The sequence below is a fragment of the Micromonospora sp. WMMC264 genome, assembly GCF_027497275.1.
GTDB lineage: Bacteria > Actinomycetota > Actinomycetes > Mycobacteriales > Micromonosporaceae > Micromonospora > Micromonospora chalcea.
The window spans coordinates 6235037-6251409 of sequence record NZ_CP114907.1; the positions used below are offsets into that span (position 1 = coordinate 6235037).

Sequence of the window (16373 nt, forward strand, 5' to 3'; positions counted from 1 at the left end):
CGGTCAGCCGGCCAGCCGGGCCAGGTCGGCCCGGTAGTCCGACAGCGGGCCCAGCTCCGGCACTACCCGCACCAGCGAGCCCTGCCGGTCCACCAGCAGCGCCGGGGCGATGCCGGGCTGGGCGGACAGGTGCAGGTAGGAGCGCAGCCCGCCGGCCGGGTCGCCGAGTGGGCGTACCCCCGGGACGCTCGCCGAGCCGGCCCGCCGGCCCGCGGTCACGGTGACCACCGTGACGCCGGGCGGGGCGGCTCCGGCCGCCGCGGTGACCTGCTCGGCGCAGGCGCAGGCGTCGGTCAGGATGATCATGGCGGGCAGCATGCTGCGCAGCGGCACCGGCACGTCGTCTGCGCCGACCAGGTCCAGCGCGGGAAGCGGGCCGACCGGTTGCGGCGCTGCGCCGCCGCCGTGGGGGAGCACTGTCGGTGCGCCGGACCGGGTGGCGCGTGGCCAGGTGACCGCCGCGAGGCCGGCGAGTGTGATCAGCACCGATACGAGCAGGATCAGCGCCGGTAGTCCGAGGCGGAGCGAGCCGGTGCGGCGGCCGGCGGCCGTTCGTGCCCGCCGTAGCTCCCGGCGGACCTGCCGGGCCTCGTCGGCGAGCGCCGAGGCGTCGTCCGGGACGACTACGCGGCCCCACTCCGGGGGCAGGCCGGGGAGCCCGTCCGGCGGCCCCTGGCCGTCAGCGTCAGGCACGCCCATCGGACCCCCAGGAACGTCTCGGTGAGCGGACGTCGCGTCCTCTCCCAGCGTCCCGCACCGGCCGCCGTAACGCCACACCTGGGCGCGGACGGACTTGCGGAGCTACCATGGAAGGAGCGCATTGCCCTAGATCTGGACGCTCCCGTCACCCCTTACCGGGTTGTCACGTGATCCTCACGGAGCGTGTCGAAACCATCGGTTTGGCCGCCTGTCAAGCTGAAGAAATACCTCTCACAGGGCCCCTGAGCTGCGCCAACGGTCAGGACAGCGGTGAGACATCGGTGCCTGAGCGTGTTACCCTAGACACAGCGAAAGGGGTTTCGAACCTATGGTTTTCAGTGTCGGCGAGACCGTTGTTTACCCCCACCACGGGGCCGCACTCATCGAGGCAATCGAGACTCGGGTCATCAAGGGCGAGCCCAAGCAATACCTCGTCCTGAGGGTCGCACAGGGTGACCTGACGGTCCGGGTTCCCGCCGAGAACGCCGAGATCGTGGGTGTGCGCGAGGTGGTTGGCGAAGAGGGCCTGGGCAAGGTCTTCGACGTGCTCCGTGCACCACACACCGAGGAGCCGACCAACTGGTCGCGGCGTTACAAGGCGAATCTGGAGAAGCTGGCCTCCGGTAACCCGCTGAAGGTGGCCGAGGTCGTCCGCGACCTGTGGCGCCGGGAGCGGGAGCGGGGCCTGTCGGCGGGCGAGAAGCGGATGCTCGCCAAGGCTCGTGACATTCTCGTCGGCGAGGTCGCGCTGGCCGAGAAGAGCACCAAGGACGAGGCCGAGACGCTGCTCGACAAGGTGCTGACCGAGGCCTGATCCACACCTCTGCCTCTACCCACCCCGCAGCGAACGAATCCGAGGACCGCGACGTGACCGCGCAGCTCAATCCGCGCGGTGACGTCGCGGTCCTCGTTCCTGCGGCCGGTGCCGGCGTACGCCTCGGACCCGGCGCCCCCAAGGCGCTCCGCCCGCTCGCCGGTGAACCACTGCTCGTGCACGCCGTCCGCCGGGTCGCCGCCGCGCCCTCGGTGCACACGATCGTGGTGGCCGCACCGGCCACCGAGGTCGAGGCGGTACACGCGATGCTGGCGCCCGTGGCGCCGGTGACAGTGGTGCCCGGTGGCGCCGAGCGTCAGGCGTCGGTGGCGGCGGCTCTCGCAGCGGTGCCCGCCGGTCCGGAGATCGTCCTGGTGCACGACGCCGCCCGTGCGCTCACCCCGCCGGGCCTGGTCGAGTCGGTGGCGGCGGCGGTCCGCGACGGGCACGACGCGGTGATCCCGGTGCTGCCGGTGGTCGACACCGTCAAGGAGGTCGACGCGGCCGAGCGGGTGCTCGGCACCGTCGACCGGTCCGCGTTGCGGGCGGTCCAGACGCCGCAGGGCTTCCGCCGCTCGGTACTGCTCGCGGCCCACCGGTCGGCGGGTGACGCGCTCACCGACGACGCCGGGCTGGTCGAGAAGCAGGGGATCGCGGTCACCTGCGTACCCGGCTCCGAGCTGGCCCTGAAGATCACCCGCCCGTTCGACCTGTCCCTGGCCGAACACCTGCTGTCCACCGGCGTCTGACGTACTCCTCACAGGTCGGCGGTGGATCGAGCCCGGCGCAGGCGGTCTCGGACGACATACCGCTGACCCTGGGTGAAGGCGCTACCTCTGCCTCGGCTGTGATGCGGGATGGGCGTCGGTAGCGTCAGGTGGCCAGCCGAACCTGGCGCGGTAAGGCCGAATACCTGATAGCGCCCTTCGGTCCACCCCTGCTTGCGGCTGACCTCGATGATGTCGGCGAGGAGGGCGTCGCGCCGTTCGCCCGTCGCTCGGAGCCGGTTCACCTCACCGACTGTCCAATCGACGTTGTCGAGCCGAAAGAGAATCTTGGGCACCTCTGGAAGGATCTGGCGCTGAGAGTAGAAGGCCAGATGATCCACAGGTTGAAATGATCTGCCCGCCTGGCAGACGTACGCTCGCGTCGACTGATAGAGCCCCCATGCGTTCCTGGCGGGGACCACCACGGTGTCGTTGCGGGTGGCTGGGCGCAGTCGGTGCACCTCGGTCACCCGCTCGATCCTCCTGAGCCAGCGGGCGGCGTCCGGGTCCGCCCACGCGACGACATCGATCATCTGGCTGAGGCGGAACGGCACGTCGGTGGCGAGAAGCGAATCATGATGAGCCAGCCGATTGCGGAACACCCGGAGGGCGTTCATCGCGCTGGCGACATCGTGGCGCTTGCCGGACGAGTAAGGGAAGGCGCGGTGCAGGGCCTCCCGCCAGAGTTGCTCGTGCTCCGAACCCAACATCGAGACCCAGAAGCCGAACTCAAGCCCGCGATGATTTGGTCGCGGGTTTCCTTCTGGGAGTGCTCTCGACGCAAGCGCGCGCGGACCTCGGAGACGTTTCGATCGATTCCATCCTGCACCTGGCGCTTAGCGCTGACCGTCAGAAGGAACCATGGGATACCGCGGCCCGGCTCGTTGAGGTGCACCCTCATCTCCCGATCTATCGCGTTGCGGGTGACGACCTCGACGTAGTGAAACGCCTCGAACGACGCGCCCGTCAGGGCGACGCTCCACTCGTAAAGCTCACAGGCCTTGCTCTCGTCGCCACCGGCGGCAGCCAGATAGGGATGGAACCTGCCGAGGGAGATCCAGTGATGCACGGTTCGCGCATGGGGGTGTGGCGTCACGGACTGGATGCTAAGCGTGACGATCGCGGCGGATTGTCCGGCGCGCCGACGGCAAGAAAGAGCCCCAGGCGCATGCGCGAGGCAGAGGCGACACTGGGGCGTACAGAAACCAAGCTAACCACAGCCCGGGCGGCCGTCAAGGCGCAGCGCGTACCCTCTGGTCATGATCGTTCCTCGGGTGGCCGTCGGCACCGATGTGCACGCGTTCGCGGCCGGGCGACCCTGCTGGGTCGCGGGCCTGCACTGGCCGGACCAGGACGGCCTGGCCGGTCACTCCGACGCCGACGTGGCGGCGCACGCCGCCTGCAACGCGCTGCTCTCCGCCGCCGGCCTCGGTGACCTGGGCGCGAACTTCGGGGTGGACCAGCCGGAGTGGGCCGGTGCCTCCGGGGTGGCGCTGCTGACCGAGAGCGCGCGCCGGGTACGGGCGGCGGGCTTCCAGATCGGCAACGTGTCGGTGCAGGTCGTCGGCAACCGCCCCAAGATCGGGCCGCGCCGGGAGGAAGCGCAGCGGGTGCTCTCCGAGGCGGTCGGCGCGCCGGTGACCGTGTCCGCTGCGACCACTGACGGCCTCGGCTTCACCGGGCGTGGGGAAGGGCTGGCCGGGATCGCGGTGGCCCTGGTCTACGAGGCCCCGGCCGACTGACGCGGTGACCAGGGGACGCCGGTCGCCGCGTCACCCGATCAGTCGACGTCGGTGCAGACGTTGTGGGTCGTGCCGTGGAGCATCGTGATGGTCTTGTCGTAGGTGGGGGAGAACTCCACCCGGAACTGGCCGTCGACGATCCACAGCCCCTTCGGCAGCGTGCCGGCGTTCTCCCGGAAGCCGAGCAGCACCGGCCCGGTCACGTACCAGGTCATCGAGCCGTCGGTGCGGTAGTCGACGAGCGAGGTGCCGCTCGCGTCAGCGGTGGACGTGGCGCCGGTCTCCAGGTTCGTCACCCGGTTGATCAGGGCGCCGGTGAACAGTTCCCGCTTCGGTGCGCCGTCCGGATACGTGGCGAGCGTCAACTTGCGCACCTCGTCCACGATCGGCTCCACGCGTACCGCGAACTCGCACCGCGCGCCGGCGGGCAACTCGAATGGCGCCTGCGGGGCCGGCTCCCAGGCGCCGACGCCGTGGTGCCGGTCCGGCGCGGCGGTCGCCGAGCCGGGTAGCGCCGCGACAACCACTGCCACAACCGCCGCCACCGCGACGCTCATCCTGAAACGCATGTCCGCTCTCCATCTCGTCGGTGGTCAGGGCGGTCAGGATCGCCGGGCCGGCTCACCACGGGCTGACCGCACTGTGCGGAGCTGTTCCGAGCGGGCGGACCGGACGACCGGACGGCTGACCATGCGATCACCGCCGCACGGCAACCTCCGGCCCGGATCGACCGGTCCTGTTCGGTATGGAGTTCCGCCTGCTCGGGCCGTTCGAGGCCCGCCACGACGGTCGGCCGGTCGAGGTCGGCAGCCGACGCCAGGAGCGATGCCTGCTCGGGATGCTGCTGCTCGACGTGGGGCGCGTGGTGCCGACCGACCGCCTCATCGACCTGCTCTGGAACGGCCGGCCGCCGGCCGCCGCTCGGGGCGTGGTGCAGACGTATGTCGGGCGGCTGCGGGGCTCGCTCCACGCGTACGGGGTGCGGATCAGCACCCGGGGCGAGGGCTACGTGGTCGAGGAGGACGGGCACCGGGTCGACGTCGACGAGTTCGCCGAACTGGTCCGGAGGGCCGGGAGAGCCGCCGATCCCGCCGAGCGGGTGCGGTCGCTCGACCGGGCGCTGGCTCTCTGGCGCGGGCCGTTGCTCGCCGACGCGGCGGACGATGAGCTGCGGTACCGGCTGCACGGCACTGTCGAGGAGCTGCGCCTGGTGGCCGTGGAGCTACGGGCCGAGGCGCAGCTCGCGCTGGGCCAGCACACGCGGGCGATCGCCGAACTGCTGCCGCTGGCCGCCGAGCACCCGACGCGGGAACACCTCGTGGCGGTCCTGATGACCGCCCTGTACCGGGGTGCCCGGCGGGCCGACGCGCTGCGCCTCTACCGCGCCACGCGGGACCTGCTCGTGGCCGACTTCGGTGTCGAGCCGGGGCCCCGGCTCCGCGAGGTGCAGCGGCGGGTGCTCGCGGGCGACGACCGCCTGGACCGGGTCGGCCGGCCGATGCACGAGATCCGGGTGAACGACGAGAGCCTGCCGTGGAGCGTGGGCGGCCACCCGGCCCTGGACTTCTGCAACACCCTCGCCGGTTGGGGGCGCGAGTCCCCGTTGCCCGGCGCCGAGTGGCTGCGCGGCTATCGCACCCTTGCTGTCTGGGCCGGCCATGTCGGGCTGGTGGACGAGGTGTCGATGAACCGTCTGCTTCACCTCGCCCGGCGCGATCCCGGCGCGGCGGAGGTGGTGCTCGACGAGGCCCGTACGCTCCGCGCCGCGCTCTACGCCAGCCTGGTCGACCCGGACGACGGCCCGGCCTTCGAAGCGGTCGCCCGGGCCGCCGAGGCCGCCGCCCGTACGCTCGCGTTCCGGCGCGCGGTCGACGGACGCGGTCGCTGGTGGCCGGACCTCGCCGCCGGCCTTCGGGTGCCGGTGCACGCCGCTGCGTTCAGCGGCGCGCAACTGCTCGCCGATCCGGCCCGGTTCACCGTGCGGGCCTGCCCGGACCGGAGCTGCGGGTGGTTGTTCCTGGACGAGAGCGGGCTGCGCCGGTGGTGCAGCCTCGGGACGTGTGGCGGCCGGGCGGGCGTCGCCTGCCGGAGTTCCTGACGACGGGAGCTGTCGGCAGCTGGTGGGCCGGGGCGGATACGCTCGCCGGGATGCCGAGTGACGCCGCACCCGACCAGTCCGCCGCCGACGGCTACCTGCAACGCGCCCATCTCCTCGCCGAGCTGGGCCGCTACGACGAGGGCGTCGGCGAACTCACCGCGCTGCTCGCGGACGAGCCCGGGCACCTGCCCGCGTTGACCATGCTGGCCCGGATGCACCTGGCCGCCGGGCGTCCGGCGGAGGCGCTGGCCGTCGCCGAGACGGCCGTGACCCCAGTTCCGGACGCCGTGACAGCCGACGGCGAAACGTCCGCCGTCGAGCCGCCCGTTGCCGTTGAGACGTCCGGGACGCGTGCCGCCGACACGGCCGGGGGTGTCCTGCCGGTGCTCGTGGCCCGTGGCTTCGCGCTGCTCGACCTCGAACGCTGGAAGCCCGCAGCGGCCACCGCCGACGAGATCCTGGCGCGCGGTCCGGGCGACGCGTACGCGCAGCGCAGCGCCGCCGCCATTCTCTCCGCGTCGCGCAACGGGCAGGCGGCGCTGGACGCGGCGTGGCGGGGTGTCGAGCTGGCCTCGGATGAGCCGGAGGCGCACCTGGTGCTGGGCCTGGTCGCGGTGCGGCTGCAACTGTTCGACCTGGCCGAGCGGGCCTACCGGGAGGCGCTGCGGCTGGACCCGGAGCTGGGCGAGGCGGGGCAGGACGTGGGCGTGGCCCGGCTGGAGCGACGCCGCTACGCCGAGACGCTGGAGCACCTGACCGCGCTGGCGGACCTGCCGGTGGCCCGGCCCGACCCGGTCCGGACCGTGGACGACGGGATCCGGCGGCTCCTGCTGTCGGTGGCCGGCTGGTCGCTGCTCGCGAGCCTGCTGGCCGGCGTCCTGGCCCCGGCCTCGTCCGGCGCGTCCCGGCTGTTCGCGGCGCTGTCGGTGGCCGGCGTGGCGGTGCTGCTGCGGCGTCCGGCGACGTGGCGGCCCGGCCTGCGGGAGGCGATGTCGCGCGGCCTGGCCGTGCCGGTCTGGGCGGCCGCCGCCGCGGTGCTGCTGCTTCTCGTGTACGCGCTGGTCGGCAGCCCGTGGCCGCTGGCCGGGGTGGTGACCGCGTCGGTGGTGGCCGGACTCACCGCGTTCGCTCGCCGGTGAGAGGGTAGGAGGACCGGAAACACCGGCTCAAGGAATGCGGGGACCCGTGCTCACCGTCAATGCCTACGCGGCGACGTCCGCGACCGAACCGCTCGTCCCGACCACCATCGAGCGGCGGGATCTCGGCCCGGACGACGTTCTCATCGACATCAAGTTCTCCGGCATCTGTCACTCCGACATCCACACCGCGCGCAGCGAGTGGGGCCCGACCCGCTACCCGATCGTGGTCGGCCACGAGATCGCGGGCGTGGTGCGTGAGGTCGGCTCGGCGGTCACGAAGTTCGCCGTCGGCGACCGGGTCGGCGTCGGCTGCCTGGTCGACTCCTGCCGGGAGTGCGACAACTGCCGCAAGGGGCTGGAGCAGTACTGCCTGAAGGGCAGCACCGGCACGTACGGCGGGGTGGGGCGGGACGGCAAGCCGACCCAGGGCGGCTACTCGCAGGCCATCGTGGTCACCGAGGACTTCGTGCTGCGCATCCCGGACGGCATCGAGCTGGACGCCGCCGCGCCGCTGCTCTGCGCCGGCATCACCACGTACTCGCCGCTGCGGCACTGGAACGCCGGGCCGGGCACCCGGGTTGCGGTGATCGGCATGGGCGGCCTCGGCCACATGGCCGTGAAGCTGGCGCACGCGATGGGCGCCGAGGTGACTGTGCTGTCGCAGTCGCTGAAGAAGCGGGAGGACGGGCTGCGGCTCGGTGCCGACCACTACTACGCCACCTCGGACGAGGAGACGTTCCGTGAGCTGGCCAACTCGTTCGACCTGATCATCAACACGGTCAGCGCGACCCTCGACATGGACGCGTACCTGCGGCTGCTCGCGGTGGACGGGACGCTGGTCAACGTGGGCGCGCCCGAGGATTCGCTGTCGGTGCACGCGTTCTCGCTGATCCCGGCCCGCCGTTCGTTCGCCGGGTCGAACATCGGCGGCATCGCGGAGACCCAGGAGATGCTCGACTTCTGCGCCGAGCACGGGCTGGGCGCCGAGATCGAGGTCATTGGAGCCGAGAAGATCAACGAGGCGTACGAGCGGGTGCTCGCCTCCGACGTGCGCTACCGCTTCGTCATCGACGCGTCCACGTTCTGACGACCGCGTGCGAAGGGGCCGCGTCCGTGCCGGGCGCGGCCCCTTTTCGCGTACGTCAGGGCTTGCGCGCCCAGGTCCAGGCGTAGCCGTCGTCCTCGCAGTCGGCGGCCGCGTCGCAGAGGTCGAGCGGGCGGAACGTGTCCACCATGACCGCCAGCTCGTCGAAGAACTCCGCGCCGATCGAGCGTTCGGCCGCGCCCGGCTGGGGGCCGTGGGTGAAGCCGGACGGGTGCAGCGAGATCGAGCCCTGCTCGATGCCGGAGCCGCGCCGGGCCTCGTAGTTGCCGCCGGTGTAGAACAGCATCTCGTCGGAGTCGACGTTGTGGTGGTTGTACGGCACCGGGATGGCGGCCGGGTGGTAGTCCACCTTGCGCGGCACGAACGAGCAGATCACGAAGTTCGGGCCCTGGAACGTCTGGTGGACCGGCGGCGGCTGGTGGATCCGCCCGGTGATCGGCTCGAAGTCGTGGATGGAGAACGCCCACGGGTACATGTGCCCGTCCCAGCCGACCACGTCGAACGGGTGGTTGGCGTAGACGTACCTCGTCCACCCGCGGCGGTGCTTGACGAGCACCTCCACCTCCTCGCCGTCGACGAGCAGCGGCGTGTCCGGTCCGCGGACGTCGCGCTCGCAGTAGGGCGCGTGCTCCAGGAACTGTCCGCGTACGGAGAGGTAGCGCTTGGGCGGGCCGATGTGGCCGGACGCCTCGACGGCGAGCAGCCGGGTCGGTTCGTCGCCGGTGGGCACCAGGCGGTGGATGGTCGAGGTGGGGATGACGACGTAGTCGCCGGCGACCGCGTCGAGCACGCCGAACGGCGACTCCACCCGCATCGACCCGGCCTCCAGGTAGAGGCAGTGGTCGCCGGTGGCGTCGCGGAACAGCGGTGACGGGCGGTCGGCGAGCACGTACGCGATGCGTACGTCGTCGTTGGCGAGCAGGTACTGCCGGCCGAGCACCGGGTCCGCGCCGGTGCCGTCGAGCTTGTGGGTGCGCAGGTGACGCGGCTTGAGCGGCAGGTTCGGCACGCGGGTGACGGTGGGCGGGGCGAACTCCTCGGCGGCGAGGATCGCGGTCGGCGCGTGCCGGTGGTAGAGCAGCGACGAGTCGGAGGAGAAGCCCTCCTGGCCGACCAGTTCCTCCGCGTAGAGCGTGCCGTCGGGCTGGCGGAACTGGGTGTGGCGCTTGCGCGGCACGTCGCCGACGCTGCGGTAGTACGGCATCTCGCCTCCCGATATGTCCCGTTCTCCGGCCGGTAGCGTCCGATAATCGGACGCTGTTGTCCGTTCCTCGTAGCGTCCCGTACATTCTTGTCTCGTGTCAACGCAGGTGCCCCGCCTCCTCTCCGGCCTGGTGGACGACGCCGCGGTCTTTCCGCCCGGAAACGCCGCGCTGCCCGACGCGGTGACCGCGCACCGCACCCACCGCGCCGCCTGGTACACCGACATGGTCGGCCCGCTGCTGCTGCCCGCCTCGGAGATCCAGCGCGGGTCGCTGCGCGGCCTGGTGGACCCGGCCGAAGGGCTGGTCATCGGGCTGATCGGCGACACCGGCCTGGACCAGCTCCCGCAGGCGCTGGACGCGCTCGCGCCCGACGGGGTGACCGCCCGGCAGATCGAGGCGCCGGTCGCCAAGCGCGGCGAGGACCCGCAACCCGGGCTGTCCGAACTGGTCGCGCTCGCCGACCGGCTCGACGGCACCGCCGTCTACGCGGAGATCCCGCTGACCTTCGGGCTGATGGGCGCGCTCGACACGCTCGCCGAGGCGCGCGCGGGCGGGCTGCCGGTGGCCGCCAAGTTCCGTACCGGCGGGCTCGCCGCCGAGCTGTTCCCCACCCCGGTCGAGCTGGCCGCGGTGATCTGCGCCTGCCGGGACCGTAAGCTGCCGTTCAAGCTCACCGCCGGGCTGCACCACGCGATCCGGCACCGCGACCCGGAGACCGGCTTCAACCACCACGGTTTCGTCAACGTGCTGGGCGCCACGCTCGCCGCCGTCGGGGGCGCCGAGGTGGACGGCGTGGCCGAACTGCTCGCCGCCACCGACCCGGTCCGTGTGGTCGAGCCGGCGCGGGCGCACCGCGACGCCGAGCGCCCGCTCTGGGTCGGGTACGGCTCGTGCAGCATCTCCGAACCACTTACCGATCTGATCCGGCTGGGGCTGGTGAACGGAGGCTTCGAGGCATGACCGAACGCACCGAGCGGAGCGAGGGCCGTGAGGGCGTGCCCAGTCTGCACGGCATGACTGAACGCACCGAGCGGAGCGGAGTGCTGGCATGACCTGGGTACCAGGGGCGGCGGGGTCGCCGTACGGGGTGACGAACCTGCCGTACGGCGTGTTCCGGCACGGCGAGGGCGAGCCGCGTATCGGCGTCCGCATCGGTGACTTCGCGCTGGACCTGGCCGGCGCGGAGGCCGCCGGTCTGGTGCTGGCCGGCGGGGCGCTGGGCCGGCCGACGCTCAACGCCTTCATGGCGCTCGGCCGCCCGCAGTGGACGGCGGTCCGGCAGCGGGTCGTCGAGCTGCTCACCGAACCGGAGCACCGGGCGGCGGTCGAGCCGCTGCTGGTGCCGCTGCGCGAGGTCGAGATGGCGCTGCCGTTCGAGGTGGCCGACTACGTCGACTTCTACTCCTCGGAGCACCACGCCTCGAACGTCGGGCAGATCTTCCGGCCCGGCCAGCCGCCGCTGCTGCCGAACTGGAAGCACGTGCCGATCGGCTACCACGGCCGGGCCGGCACCGTGGTCGTCTCCGGCACCCCGGTGATACGCCCGACCGGGCAGCGGGCGAGCGCGCAGGGCCCGACCACCGGCGCGTCGGTACGGCTGGACATCGAGGCCGAGGTGGGCTTCGTGGTGGGCGTACCGAGCCGGCTGGGCGAGCGGGTGCCGGTGGCCGACTTCGCCGACCACGTCTTCGGCGTGGTGCTCGTCAACGACTGGTCGGCCCGGGACATCCAGGCGTGGGAGTACCAGCCGCTCGGGCCGTTCCTCGGCAAGTCGTTCGCCACGTCCGTCTCGGCCTGGGTGACGCCGCTGGAGGCGCTCGCCGACGCGTTCGTACCCGCGCCGGACCAGGACCCGCCGGTGCAGGACTACCTGCGCGACACGCCGCACCTCGGGTTGGACCTGACGTTGTCGGTGCAGTGGAACGGCGAGCGGGTCGCCGAGCCGCCGTTCGCCGGCATGTACTGGACCCCGGCGCAGCAGCTCGCCCACCTCACCGTCAACGGCGCGTCGCTGCGTACCGGTGATCTCTACGCCTCCGGCACCGTCTCCGGGCCGGAGCGCGGCCAGGTCGGGTCGTTCCTGGAGCTGACCTGGGGCGGGTCCGAGCCGGTCAAGTTCGCCGACGGCAGCGAGCGGACGTTCCTGGAGGACGGCGACACGGTGACGATCACCGCCACCGCGCCCGGCCCGGACGGCACCACTGTCGCGTTGGGCGAGGTCACCGGGACGATCCTCCCGGCCCGCTGAGTTCTGCCTTCCCGAACGGCCCCGGTCGCACCCGATGTGCGACCGGGGCCGTTTCCTTCCGCGTTTATCGCTCCGGATCACGTACGCCCCGGACGGCGGCTCCCGGCCGGAACGGAGCCGCCGATGGTGCCGGGTCGGGGGGCGTACCCGGGTAGCCGAACAGGAAGGACGAGCATGACCGAGTTGACCGGCGCCGTCTGGCGCACCAGCAGCCGCTCGAACGATCAGGGCCTCTGCGTCGAGGTGGCGACGAACGTGGTCGCCGCGCACGGCGTGGTGGGCGTACGCGACTCCAAGGACCCGGACGGCCCGGCGCTCGCGGTGAGCCCCCCGGGCTGGGCCGCGTTCGTCACCGCGCTGCGGGGCGGTTCGTTCCGCGGCTGACCGTCAGTGCCACACCCCGGTGCCCCGACGATCGGGGCACCGGCGGTGGAAATGTCACAGCGAGGCTCCCCGTTTCCCGTCACGGCCCGTACCGTGTACGACACGGGAGGTGCCATGTCGACGGTCACGGTGTCCGCATTCATCGAAGCGCAGGCCGCCGACCTGTGGCGCCTGCTGACCGACCTCCCGGCCCGCGCCGACTGGCTCTCGGCGGTGAGCGCGGTCGAGGTCCTCGGCGCTGGCGGGTTCGGGCCCGGCTCGACCTGGCGGGAGACCCGCGTCCGGCCGGACGGCGGCGCCGAACCGGAGGAGTTCGCGGTGATCGAGGCGGTCGCCCCGAGCCGGCTGGTGCTCGGCTCGCGCGGCGCCGGCGCGGACTACCGCATCACCTGGACGCTGCGCACCGTCGAGCGGCGACGCCGCGGCTGCACCGAGGTCACGGTCGAGCAGGAGGCGGCGCCGACCCGCCCGTACGGCCGGGTGCTGGCCCTGATCCTCGGCGGCCTGGCCGCCCGCGCGGTGGAGGGCGCGCTCCGACGCGACCTGGCCGACCTGGCGCTGGCCGCCGGACCGGCCCGGTCCTCCGAGGCCGCCTGAGCCGACCTGGCCGCTCGCCGCGCCCGGCCCGGACCTGGCCGGTAGGGTGCCGGGTCGGAGGTGACGGATGGCGAAGGCCGCGAGGCGGCGGGCCGTGGTTGCGCTGGTGGCGGTACTCGCCGTCGCGGCGACGGTCGCCGTGGTGGTCCGGGTGCTGGCGCCGGCCGAGGTCGAGACCGTCGCCCGGGAGCCGTACCCGGCGGCGCCCGCGCCGACCGCCGGGGTGATCGGGCGGCTGCCGGTGGCGCCGCTCGTCGTCGACGGCCGGCTGCGCGTCTACGCGGGCGCCCGTCAGGTGTACGCGGACCAGCCGGTCACCGGGCGGCACCGGGTCACCCCGTTCTGGTCGTACCGTCGCTGGCCGGCCACGTTGACCGCGGTGCTCGCCCAGGACACCACTGTGGTCAGCCGCTGGTCCGACGGGAAGCTGGTGGCGCTGGACGCGCGTACCGGACGGGTCGCCTGGCGGGCCGACGGCCCGGAGCCGGGGCCGGTGCCGGAGCCGAGGCGGACCTACGCCGGCACGGTCTGGGACCCGGCCGGGCTGCACGTCGCTCGTGCCGCCGGCCGATCCGTGCTGGTGTCGGCGGGTCCCGGCGGGGTCGGCGGGTACGACCTCGCCGACGGGCGCCGGCTCTGGCGCGCCGACCTGCCCCGCGACTGCCGGGCCGACGTGGGTACGACAGCCAGCGGCGATGTGGTCGGGGTGGACAGCTGCGAGGGGCCGCCCGTGGTCGAGCTGCGGGACGCGGCGACCGGCACGGTGCGGACCCGCTGGCGTCCCCCGGACGCGCCGGATCAGCTCGTGGTCACGCCGGTCGGCTGCCCGCACGGGCACTCCGGCTGCCGCGGGTTGCGTACCGCCGGGCCGGGCGGTGCGGGCGGCAAGGGCTGGCTGGTGACCGACCCGGGCGAGCCGAGCGCCGCGCCGGGCCTGGACGCGATGGACACGGTGCTGGACGGCGAGCGGGTGGTGGACACGTCCGGCCCGGTGGTGGTCGGGCGTTCGGCGCGTACCGGCGCGGAGCTGTGGCGCAGGGCGGACATCCACCCGGCCCGGGTGCTCGCGACCGAGCCGGGGCGGGTGCACCTGCTGACCGACCGGCGGGAGCTGGTCACTGTCGACCCGCTCACCGGCGCGACCCGGTCCAGTTTCGTGCTCGACGTCGGGCGGGACGGGATCGGCTGGCGGCCGGGCCGGGCGTACGCGGTGGACGGCTACGTCGCCGTGGAACGGCTGCGGGAGAGCGCCACGCCGGAGGACGACGACCAGGGCTACTTCCTGATGGCCGAGCCGGTGCTGCTTGCCGCCACCTGACCGGCGGTTCGGCCAGCAAAACGGACAAAAGCCACTATTGTTGTCGGATGAGACGCCCAGGGCCGGTCCGTAGGGGGTTGACGGACCGGCCCCGGGCGCGCCCCGGTCAGGCCAGGGCGGACTCGGCCACCGCCAGGAACGCGTCGTTCTCGGCCGGGGTGCCGATGGTGACCCGGACGCCGTCGCCCGGGAACGGGCGGACGATCACGCCGCGCGCCTCGCACGCCCGGCCGAACTCCACCGCCCGCTCGCCGAGCGGCAGCCAGACGAAGTTGGCCTGGCTCTCCGGCACGTCCGGGACGAACTTGCGCAGCGCCTCGGTGACCCGGTCCCGCTCGGCCACTACCAGCGCGCAGCGCCGCTCCACCTCGTCGGCCTGCGCCAGCGCGGCCAGCGCGCCGGCCTGGGCGGCCATGCTGGTGGAGAACGGCGTGACCACCTTGCGCACGGCGGCGGCCACCTCCGGCGCCGCGACCAGCCAGCCGATCCGCAGGCCGGCCAGGCCCCACGCCTTGGACAGCGTGCGCAGCACCGCCACGTTCGGCCGGTCCAGGTAGGTCAGGCCGTCCGGCACCTCCGGGTCGGTGACGAACTCCCGGTACGCCTCGTCGATCACCACGAGCACGTCGTCCGGCACCGCGTCGAGGAAGCGGTCCAGCTCCGCCCGGCGCACCGCCGTACCGGTCGGGTTGTTCGGGTTGCAGACCAGGATCATCCGGGTCCGGTCGGTCACCGCCGCCGCCATCGCGGAGAGGTCGTGACCGTGGCCGGCGTCGTTCGGCACCCGCACGCTGGTCGCGCCGCTGGTCGCCGCGATGATCGGGTACGCCTCGAAGGAGCGCCACGAGTAGAGCAGCTCGTCACCGGGCAGGCAGGTGGCGCGGACCAGGTGCTCGGCCAGCGCCACCGAGCCGCAGCCGGTGGCGATCCGGTCGGCGTCCACGCCGTACCGCTCGGCGAGCGCCTGACGCAGCGCCACCACGCCCATGTCCGGGTAACGGTGCGAACCCGCCACCGCCTCGGCGACCGCCTCCACCACGCCGGGCAGCGGGCCGTAGGGCACCTCGTTGCTGGCCAGCTTGATCGCCTCGGGCAAACCCAGCTCCCGCGCCAGGTCGGCCGGGCTGCGGCCGGGCACGTAGTTGGGCAACGCGTCCAGGTCGGCGCGGGTGAGCCGCAGCGGAGGCTGGTGGCGTCCGGTCTCGGTCATGGGGTGTCTCCCGGGGTGTCGGCGCGGTCGCGCGGGGTGGTACGGGGGTCGGGCCGCTTACGGGGAAGCTGGACCACCACCGTCTGCGCCCGCTTGTCGTGCAGGGCCTGGCGCAGCGGCTGGTCGAACAGGGGCGAGACCGCGTCGATGAGCTGCAGCAGCAGACCGAGCCCGCAGCAGTACCAGAGCAGCGTGGGCAGGCCGAGCGTGCTCCAGCGCCGGGTGGCCCGGCCGAAGCCGAGCGGCTGGTCCGCCTCGACCGGCAGCGCGCGTACGCCCATCAGCCGCTTGCCGAACGTCTGCCCGCGCGCCGCCATCGACGGCACCTCGTAGGCGTACCAGAGCGCGGTGGCGATCACCAGGATGGCGATCTGGAGGCCACCGGCCTGGTCGTCGATCTGGGGCAGCCCCTCGGTGGAGGTGTCACCGTTCATCGCGCGGCGCACCGACTCACGCAGGTACGGCGCGACGGCCTCGAAGTAGCGCCAGACGAACCAGCCGTTCACCACCGCGTTGAGCAGGAACACCACGCCGAAGTCGATCAGGCGGGCGACCAGCCGCGCGCCGTACGAGGCGAGCGGCAGCCCGTGCGGGCGCGGAATGGGCTGTGCGCCCGGCCAGTGCGGGTACGGCCAGCCCGGCGGCGGTCCCTGCGGCGCCGGCCCGGCCTGACCGGGCTGCCGCGGCCACGGGCCGCCCGGCCCCGGCTGCCCGGGCTGCCCGGGCTGTCCCGGCCAGGGACCGGGCTGTCCGGGCCAGGGGCCGGCCTGACCCGGCTGGCCCGGCCACGGTCCGCCCGGCTGGGCGGGCGCGCCGGACGACGGGGCGACCTCGGACCCGCTACCCGTCCCGGCACCGGGCGTCGCGGCGGCGGCCGGCTCGGGTTCGGCGGGCGGTGGACCGTCGGGCGGGGTGACGTCGACCGGGATCGGCGCGCCGATCCAGCCCTCGCCGTCCCACCAGCGGCGGGTCTCCGGGTCGGCGGGGTCGACGTACCATCCAGGTTCCAAGCTCACAGCGCCGTCCTTGTTCCCGACTGCGGGGCTC

Annotated in this window: 17 protein-coding genes; 11 read left to right on the forward strand and 6 right to left on the reverse strand. The window is 73.3% G+C overall.

Annotation, left to right across the window (positions count from 1 at the left end; genetic code table 11):
* Positions 1-3: 3 nt before the first annotated feature.
* Complete coding sequence (locus O7542_RS27800; protein WP_113973571.1) at positions 4-699, reverse strand: hypothetical protein; 696 nt, start codon at positions 697-699, stop codon at positions 4-6.
* A gap of 328 nt (positions 700-1027) precedes the next feature.
* Between O7542_RS27800 and O7542_RS27805 the strand changes: the two genes are divergently transcribed.
* Complete coding sequence (locus O7542_RS27805; protein WP_007073334.1) at positions 1028-1513, forward strand: CarD family transcriptional regulator; 486 nt, start codon at positions 1028-1030, stop codon at positions 1511-1513.
* Between the two features lie 53 nt (positions 1514-1566).
* Complete coding sequence (gene ispD / locus O7542_RS27810) at positions 1567-2262, forward strand: 2-C-methyl-D-erythritol 4-phosphate cytidylyltransferase (RefSeq protein WP_281605417.1); 696 nt, start codon at positions 1567-1569, stop codon at positions 2260-2262.
* Between the two features lie 8 nt (positions 2263-2270).
* Here the strand turns inward: ispD and O7542_RS27815 are convergent, their stop codons facing one another.
* Positions 2271-2990, reverse strand: coding sequence for a hypothetical protein (locus O7542_RS27815; RefSeq protein ID WP_281605418.1), 720 nt, complete (start codon positions 2988-2990; stop codon positions 2271-2273).
* Positions 2991-3539: 549 nt separating this feature from the next.
* Between O7542_RS27815 and ispF the strand changes: the two genes are divergently transcribed.
* The gene (gene ispF, locus O7542_RS27820; protein ID WP_069089199.1) at positions 3540-4022 is read left to right on the forward strand and encodes a 2-C-methyl-D-erythritol 2,4-cyclodiphosphate synthase; all 483 of its coding nucleotides are present in this window, start codon (positions 3540-3542) and stop codon (positions 4020-4022) included.
* Between the two features lie 38 nt (positions 4023-4060).
* On the opposite strand, the gene O7542_RS27825 is transcribed toward ispF, so the two are convergent.
* Complete coding sequence (locus O7542_RS27825; RefSeq protein WP_043327926.1) at positions 4061-4591, reverse strand: hypothetical protein; 531 nt, start codon at positions 4589-4591, stop codon at positions 4061-4063.
* Positions 4592-4767: 176 nt separating this feature from the next.
* Here O7542_RS27825 and O7542_RS27830 point away from each other — a divergent pair, with 176 nt between their 5' ends.
* The 3 genes from O7542_RS27830 to O7542_RS27840 are packed head-to-tail and all read left to right on the forward strand — an operon-like array spanning position 4768 to position 8346.
* Positions 4768-6120, forward strand: coding sequence for a BTAD domain-containing putative transcriptional regulator (locus O7542_RS27830; RefSeq protein ID WP_064446762.1), 1353 nt, complete (start codon positions 4768-4770; stop codon positions 6118-6120).
* A 50-nt stretch (positions 6121-6170) separates the two neighbouring features.
* Positions 6171-7259 carry a tetratricopeptide repeat protein gene (locus O7542_RS27835; protein ID WP_113973635.1) on the forward strand — a complete coding sequence of 363 codons (1089 nt, stop codon included), beginning with the start codon at positions 6171-6173 and terminating at the stop codon, positions 7257-7259.
* A gap of 46 nt (positions 7260-7305) precedes the next feature.
* Positions 7306-8346: an NAD(P)-dependent alcohol dehydrogenase gene (locus tag O7542_RS27840; RefSeq protein ID WP_104114855.1), complete on the forward strand. Its 1041-nt coding sequence runs from the start codon at positions 7306-7308 to the stop codon at positions 8344-8346.
* A gap of 55 nt (positions 8347-8401) precedes the next feature.
* Here the strand turns inward: O7542_RS27840 and O7542_RS27845 are convergent, their stop codons facing one another.
* Entirely contained in the window at positions 8402-9568 is a 1167-nt protein-coding gene (locus tag O7542_RS27845) for a homogentisate 1,2-dioxygenase domain-containing protein (protein ID WP_043327929.1), read from the reverse strand.
* A gap of 94 nt (positions 9569-9662) precedes the next feature.
* Here O7542_RS27845 and O7542_RS27850 point away from each other — a divergent pair, with 94 nt between their 5' ends.
* The 5 genes from O7542_RS27850 (at position 9663) to O7542_RS27870 (ending at position 14116) form a co-directional block, all read left to right on the forward strand.
* Positions 9663-10529, forward strand: a complete 867-nt coding sequence (locus tag O7542_RS27850; RefSeq protein ID WP_166457726.1) for a hypothetical protein — start codon at positions 9663-9665, stop codon at positions 10527-10529.
* 88 nt (positions 10530-10617) lie between these two features.
* On the forward strand, positions 10618-11817 hold the full coding sequence (gene fahA / locus O7542_RS27855) for a fumarylacetoacetase (protein WP_043330870.1): 1200 nt from the start codon (positions 10618-10620) through the stop codon (positions 11815-11817).
* Between the two features lie 174 nt (positions 11818-11991).
* Positions 11992-12201 (forward strand): DUF397 domain-containing protein, encoded by a 210-nt coding sequence (locus O7542_RS27860; RefSeq protein ID WP_043327931.1) that lies wholly within the window; start codon positions 11992-11994, stop codon positions 12199-12201.
* A gap of 114 nt (positions 12202-12315) precedes the next feature.
* Positions 12316-12798 carry an SRPBCC family protein gene (locus tag O7542_RS27865; RefSeq protein ID WP_166457728.1) on the forward strand — a complete coding sequence of 161 codons (483 nt, stop codon included), beginning with the start codon at positions 12316-12318 and terminating at the stop codon, positions 12796-12798.
* Positions 12799-12865: 67 nt separating this feature from the next.
* The gene (locus O7542_RS27870) at positions 12866-14116 is read left to right on the forward strand and encodes a PQQ-binding-like beta-propeller repeat protein (RefSeq protein ID WP_281605419.1); all 1251 of its coding nucleotides are present in this window, start codon (positions 12866-12868) and stop codon (positions 14114-14116) included.
* 106 nt (positions 14117-14222) lie between these two features.
* Here O7542_RS27870 and hisC read toward each other — a convergent pair whose 3' ends face one another.
* Entirely contained in the window at positions 14223-15326 is a 1104-nt protein-coding gene (gene hisC, locus O7542_RS27875; protein WP_166457730.1) for a histidinol-phosphate transaminase, read from the reverse strand.
* On the reverse strand, positions 15323-16342 hold the full coding sequence (locus tag O7542_RS27880; protein ID WP_064446757.1) for an RDD family protein: 1020 nt from the start codon (positions 16340-16342) through the stop codon (positions 15323-15325). Before O7542_RS27880 ends, hisC begins: the two co-directional genes overlap by 4 nt.
* Between the last annotated feature and the right edge of the window lie 31 nt (positions 16343-16373).

Coding starts and splice junctions, on each gene's coding strand:
- O7542_RS27800 (WP_113973571.1), bottom strand. CDS start 699: ATGGGCGTGCCTGACGCTGACGGCCAGGGGCCGCCGGACGGGCTCCCC.
- O7542_RS27805 (WP_007073334.1), top strand. CDS start 1,028: ATGGTTTTCAGTGTCGGCGAGACCGTTGTTTACCCCCACCACGGGGCC.
- O7542_RS27815 (WP_281605418.1), bottom strand. CDS start 2,990: ATGTTGGGTTCGGAGCACGAGCAACTCTGGCGGGAGGCCCTGCACCGC.
- ispF (WP_069089199.1), top strand. CDS start 3,540: ATGATCGTTCCTCGGGTGGCCGTCGGCACCGATGTGCACGCGTTCGCG.
- O7542_RS27825 (WP_043327926.1), bottom strand. CDS start 4,591: ATGCGTTTCAGGATGAGCGTCGCGGTGGCGGCGGTTGTGGCAGTGGTT.
- O7542_RS27830 (WP_064446762.1), top strand. CDS start 4,768: ATGGAGTTCCGCCTGCTCGGGCCGTTCGAGGCCCGCCACGACGGTCGG.
- O7542_RS27835 (WP_113973635.1), top strand. CDS start 6,171: ATGCCGAGTGACGCCGCACCCGACCAGTCCGCCGCCGACGGCTACCTG.
- O7542_RS27845 (WP_043327929.1), bottom strand. CDS start 9,568: ATGCCGTACTACCGCAGCGTCGGCGACGTGCCGCGCAAGCGCCACACC.
- fahA (WP_043330870.1), top strand. CDS start 10,618: ATGACCTGGGTACCAGGGGCGGCGGGGTCGCCGTACGGGGTGACGAAC.
- O7542_RS27860 (WP_043327931.1), top strand. CDS start 11,992: ATGACCGAGTTGACCGGCGCCGTCTGGCGCACCAGCAGCCGCTCGAAC.
- O7542_RS27865 (WP_166457728.1), top strand. CDS start 12,316: ATGTCGACGGTCACGGTGTCCGCATTCATCGAAGCGCAGGCCGCCGAC.
- O7542_RS27870 (WP_281605419.1), top strand. CDS start 12,866: ATGGCGAAGGCCGCGAGGCGGCGGGCCGTGGTTGCGCTGGTGGCGGTA.
- hisC (WP_166457730.1), bottom strand. CDS start 15,326: ATGACCGAGACCGGACGCCACCAGCCTCCGCTGCGGCTCACCCGCGCC.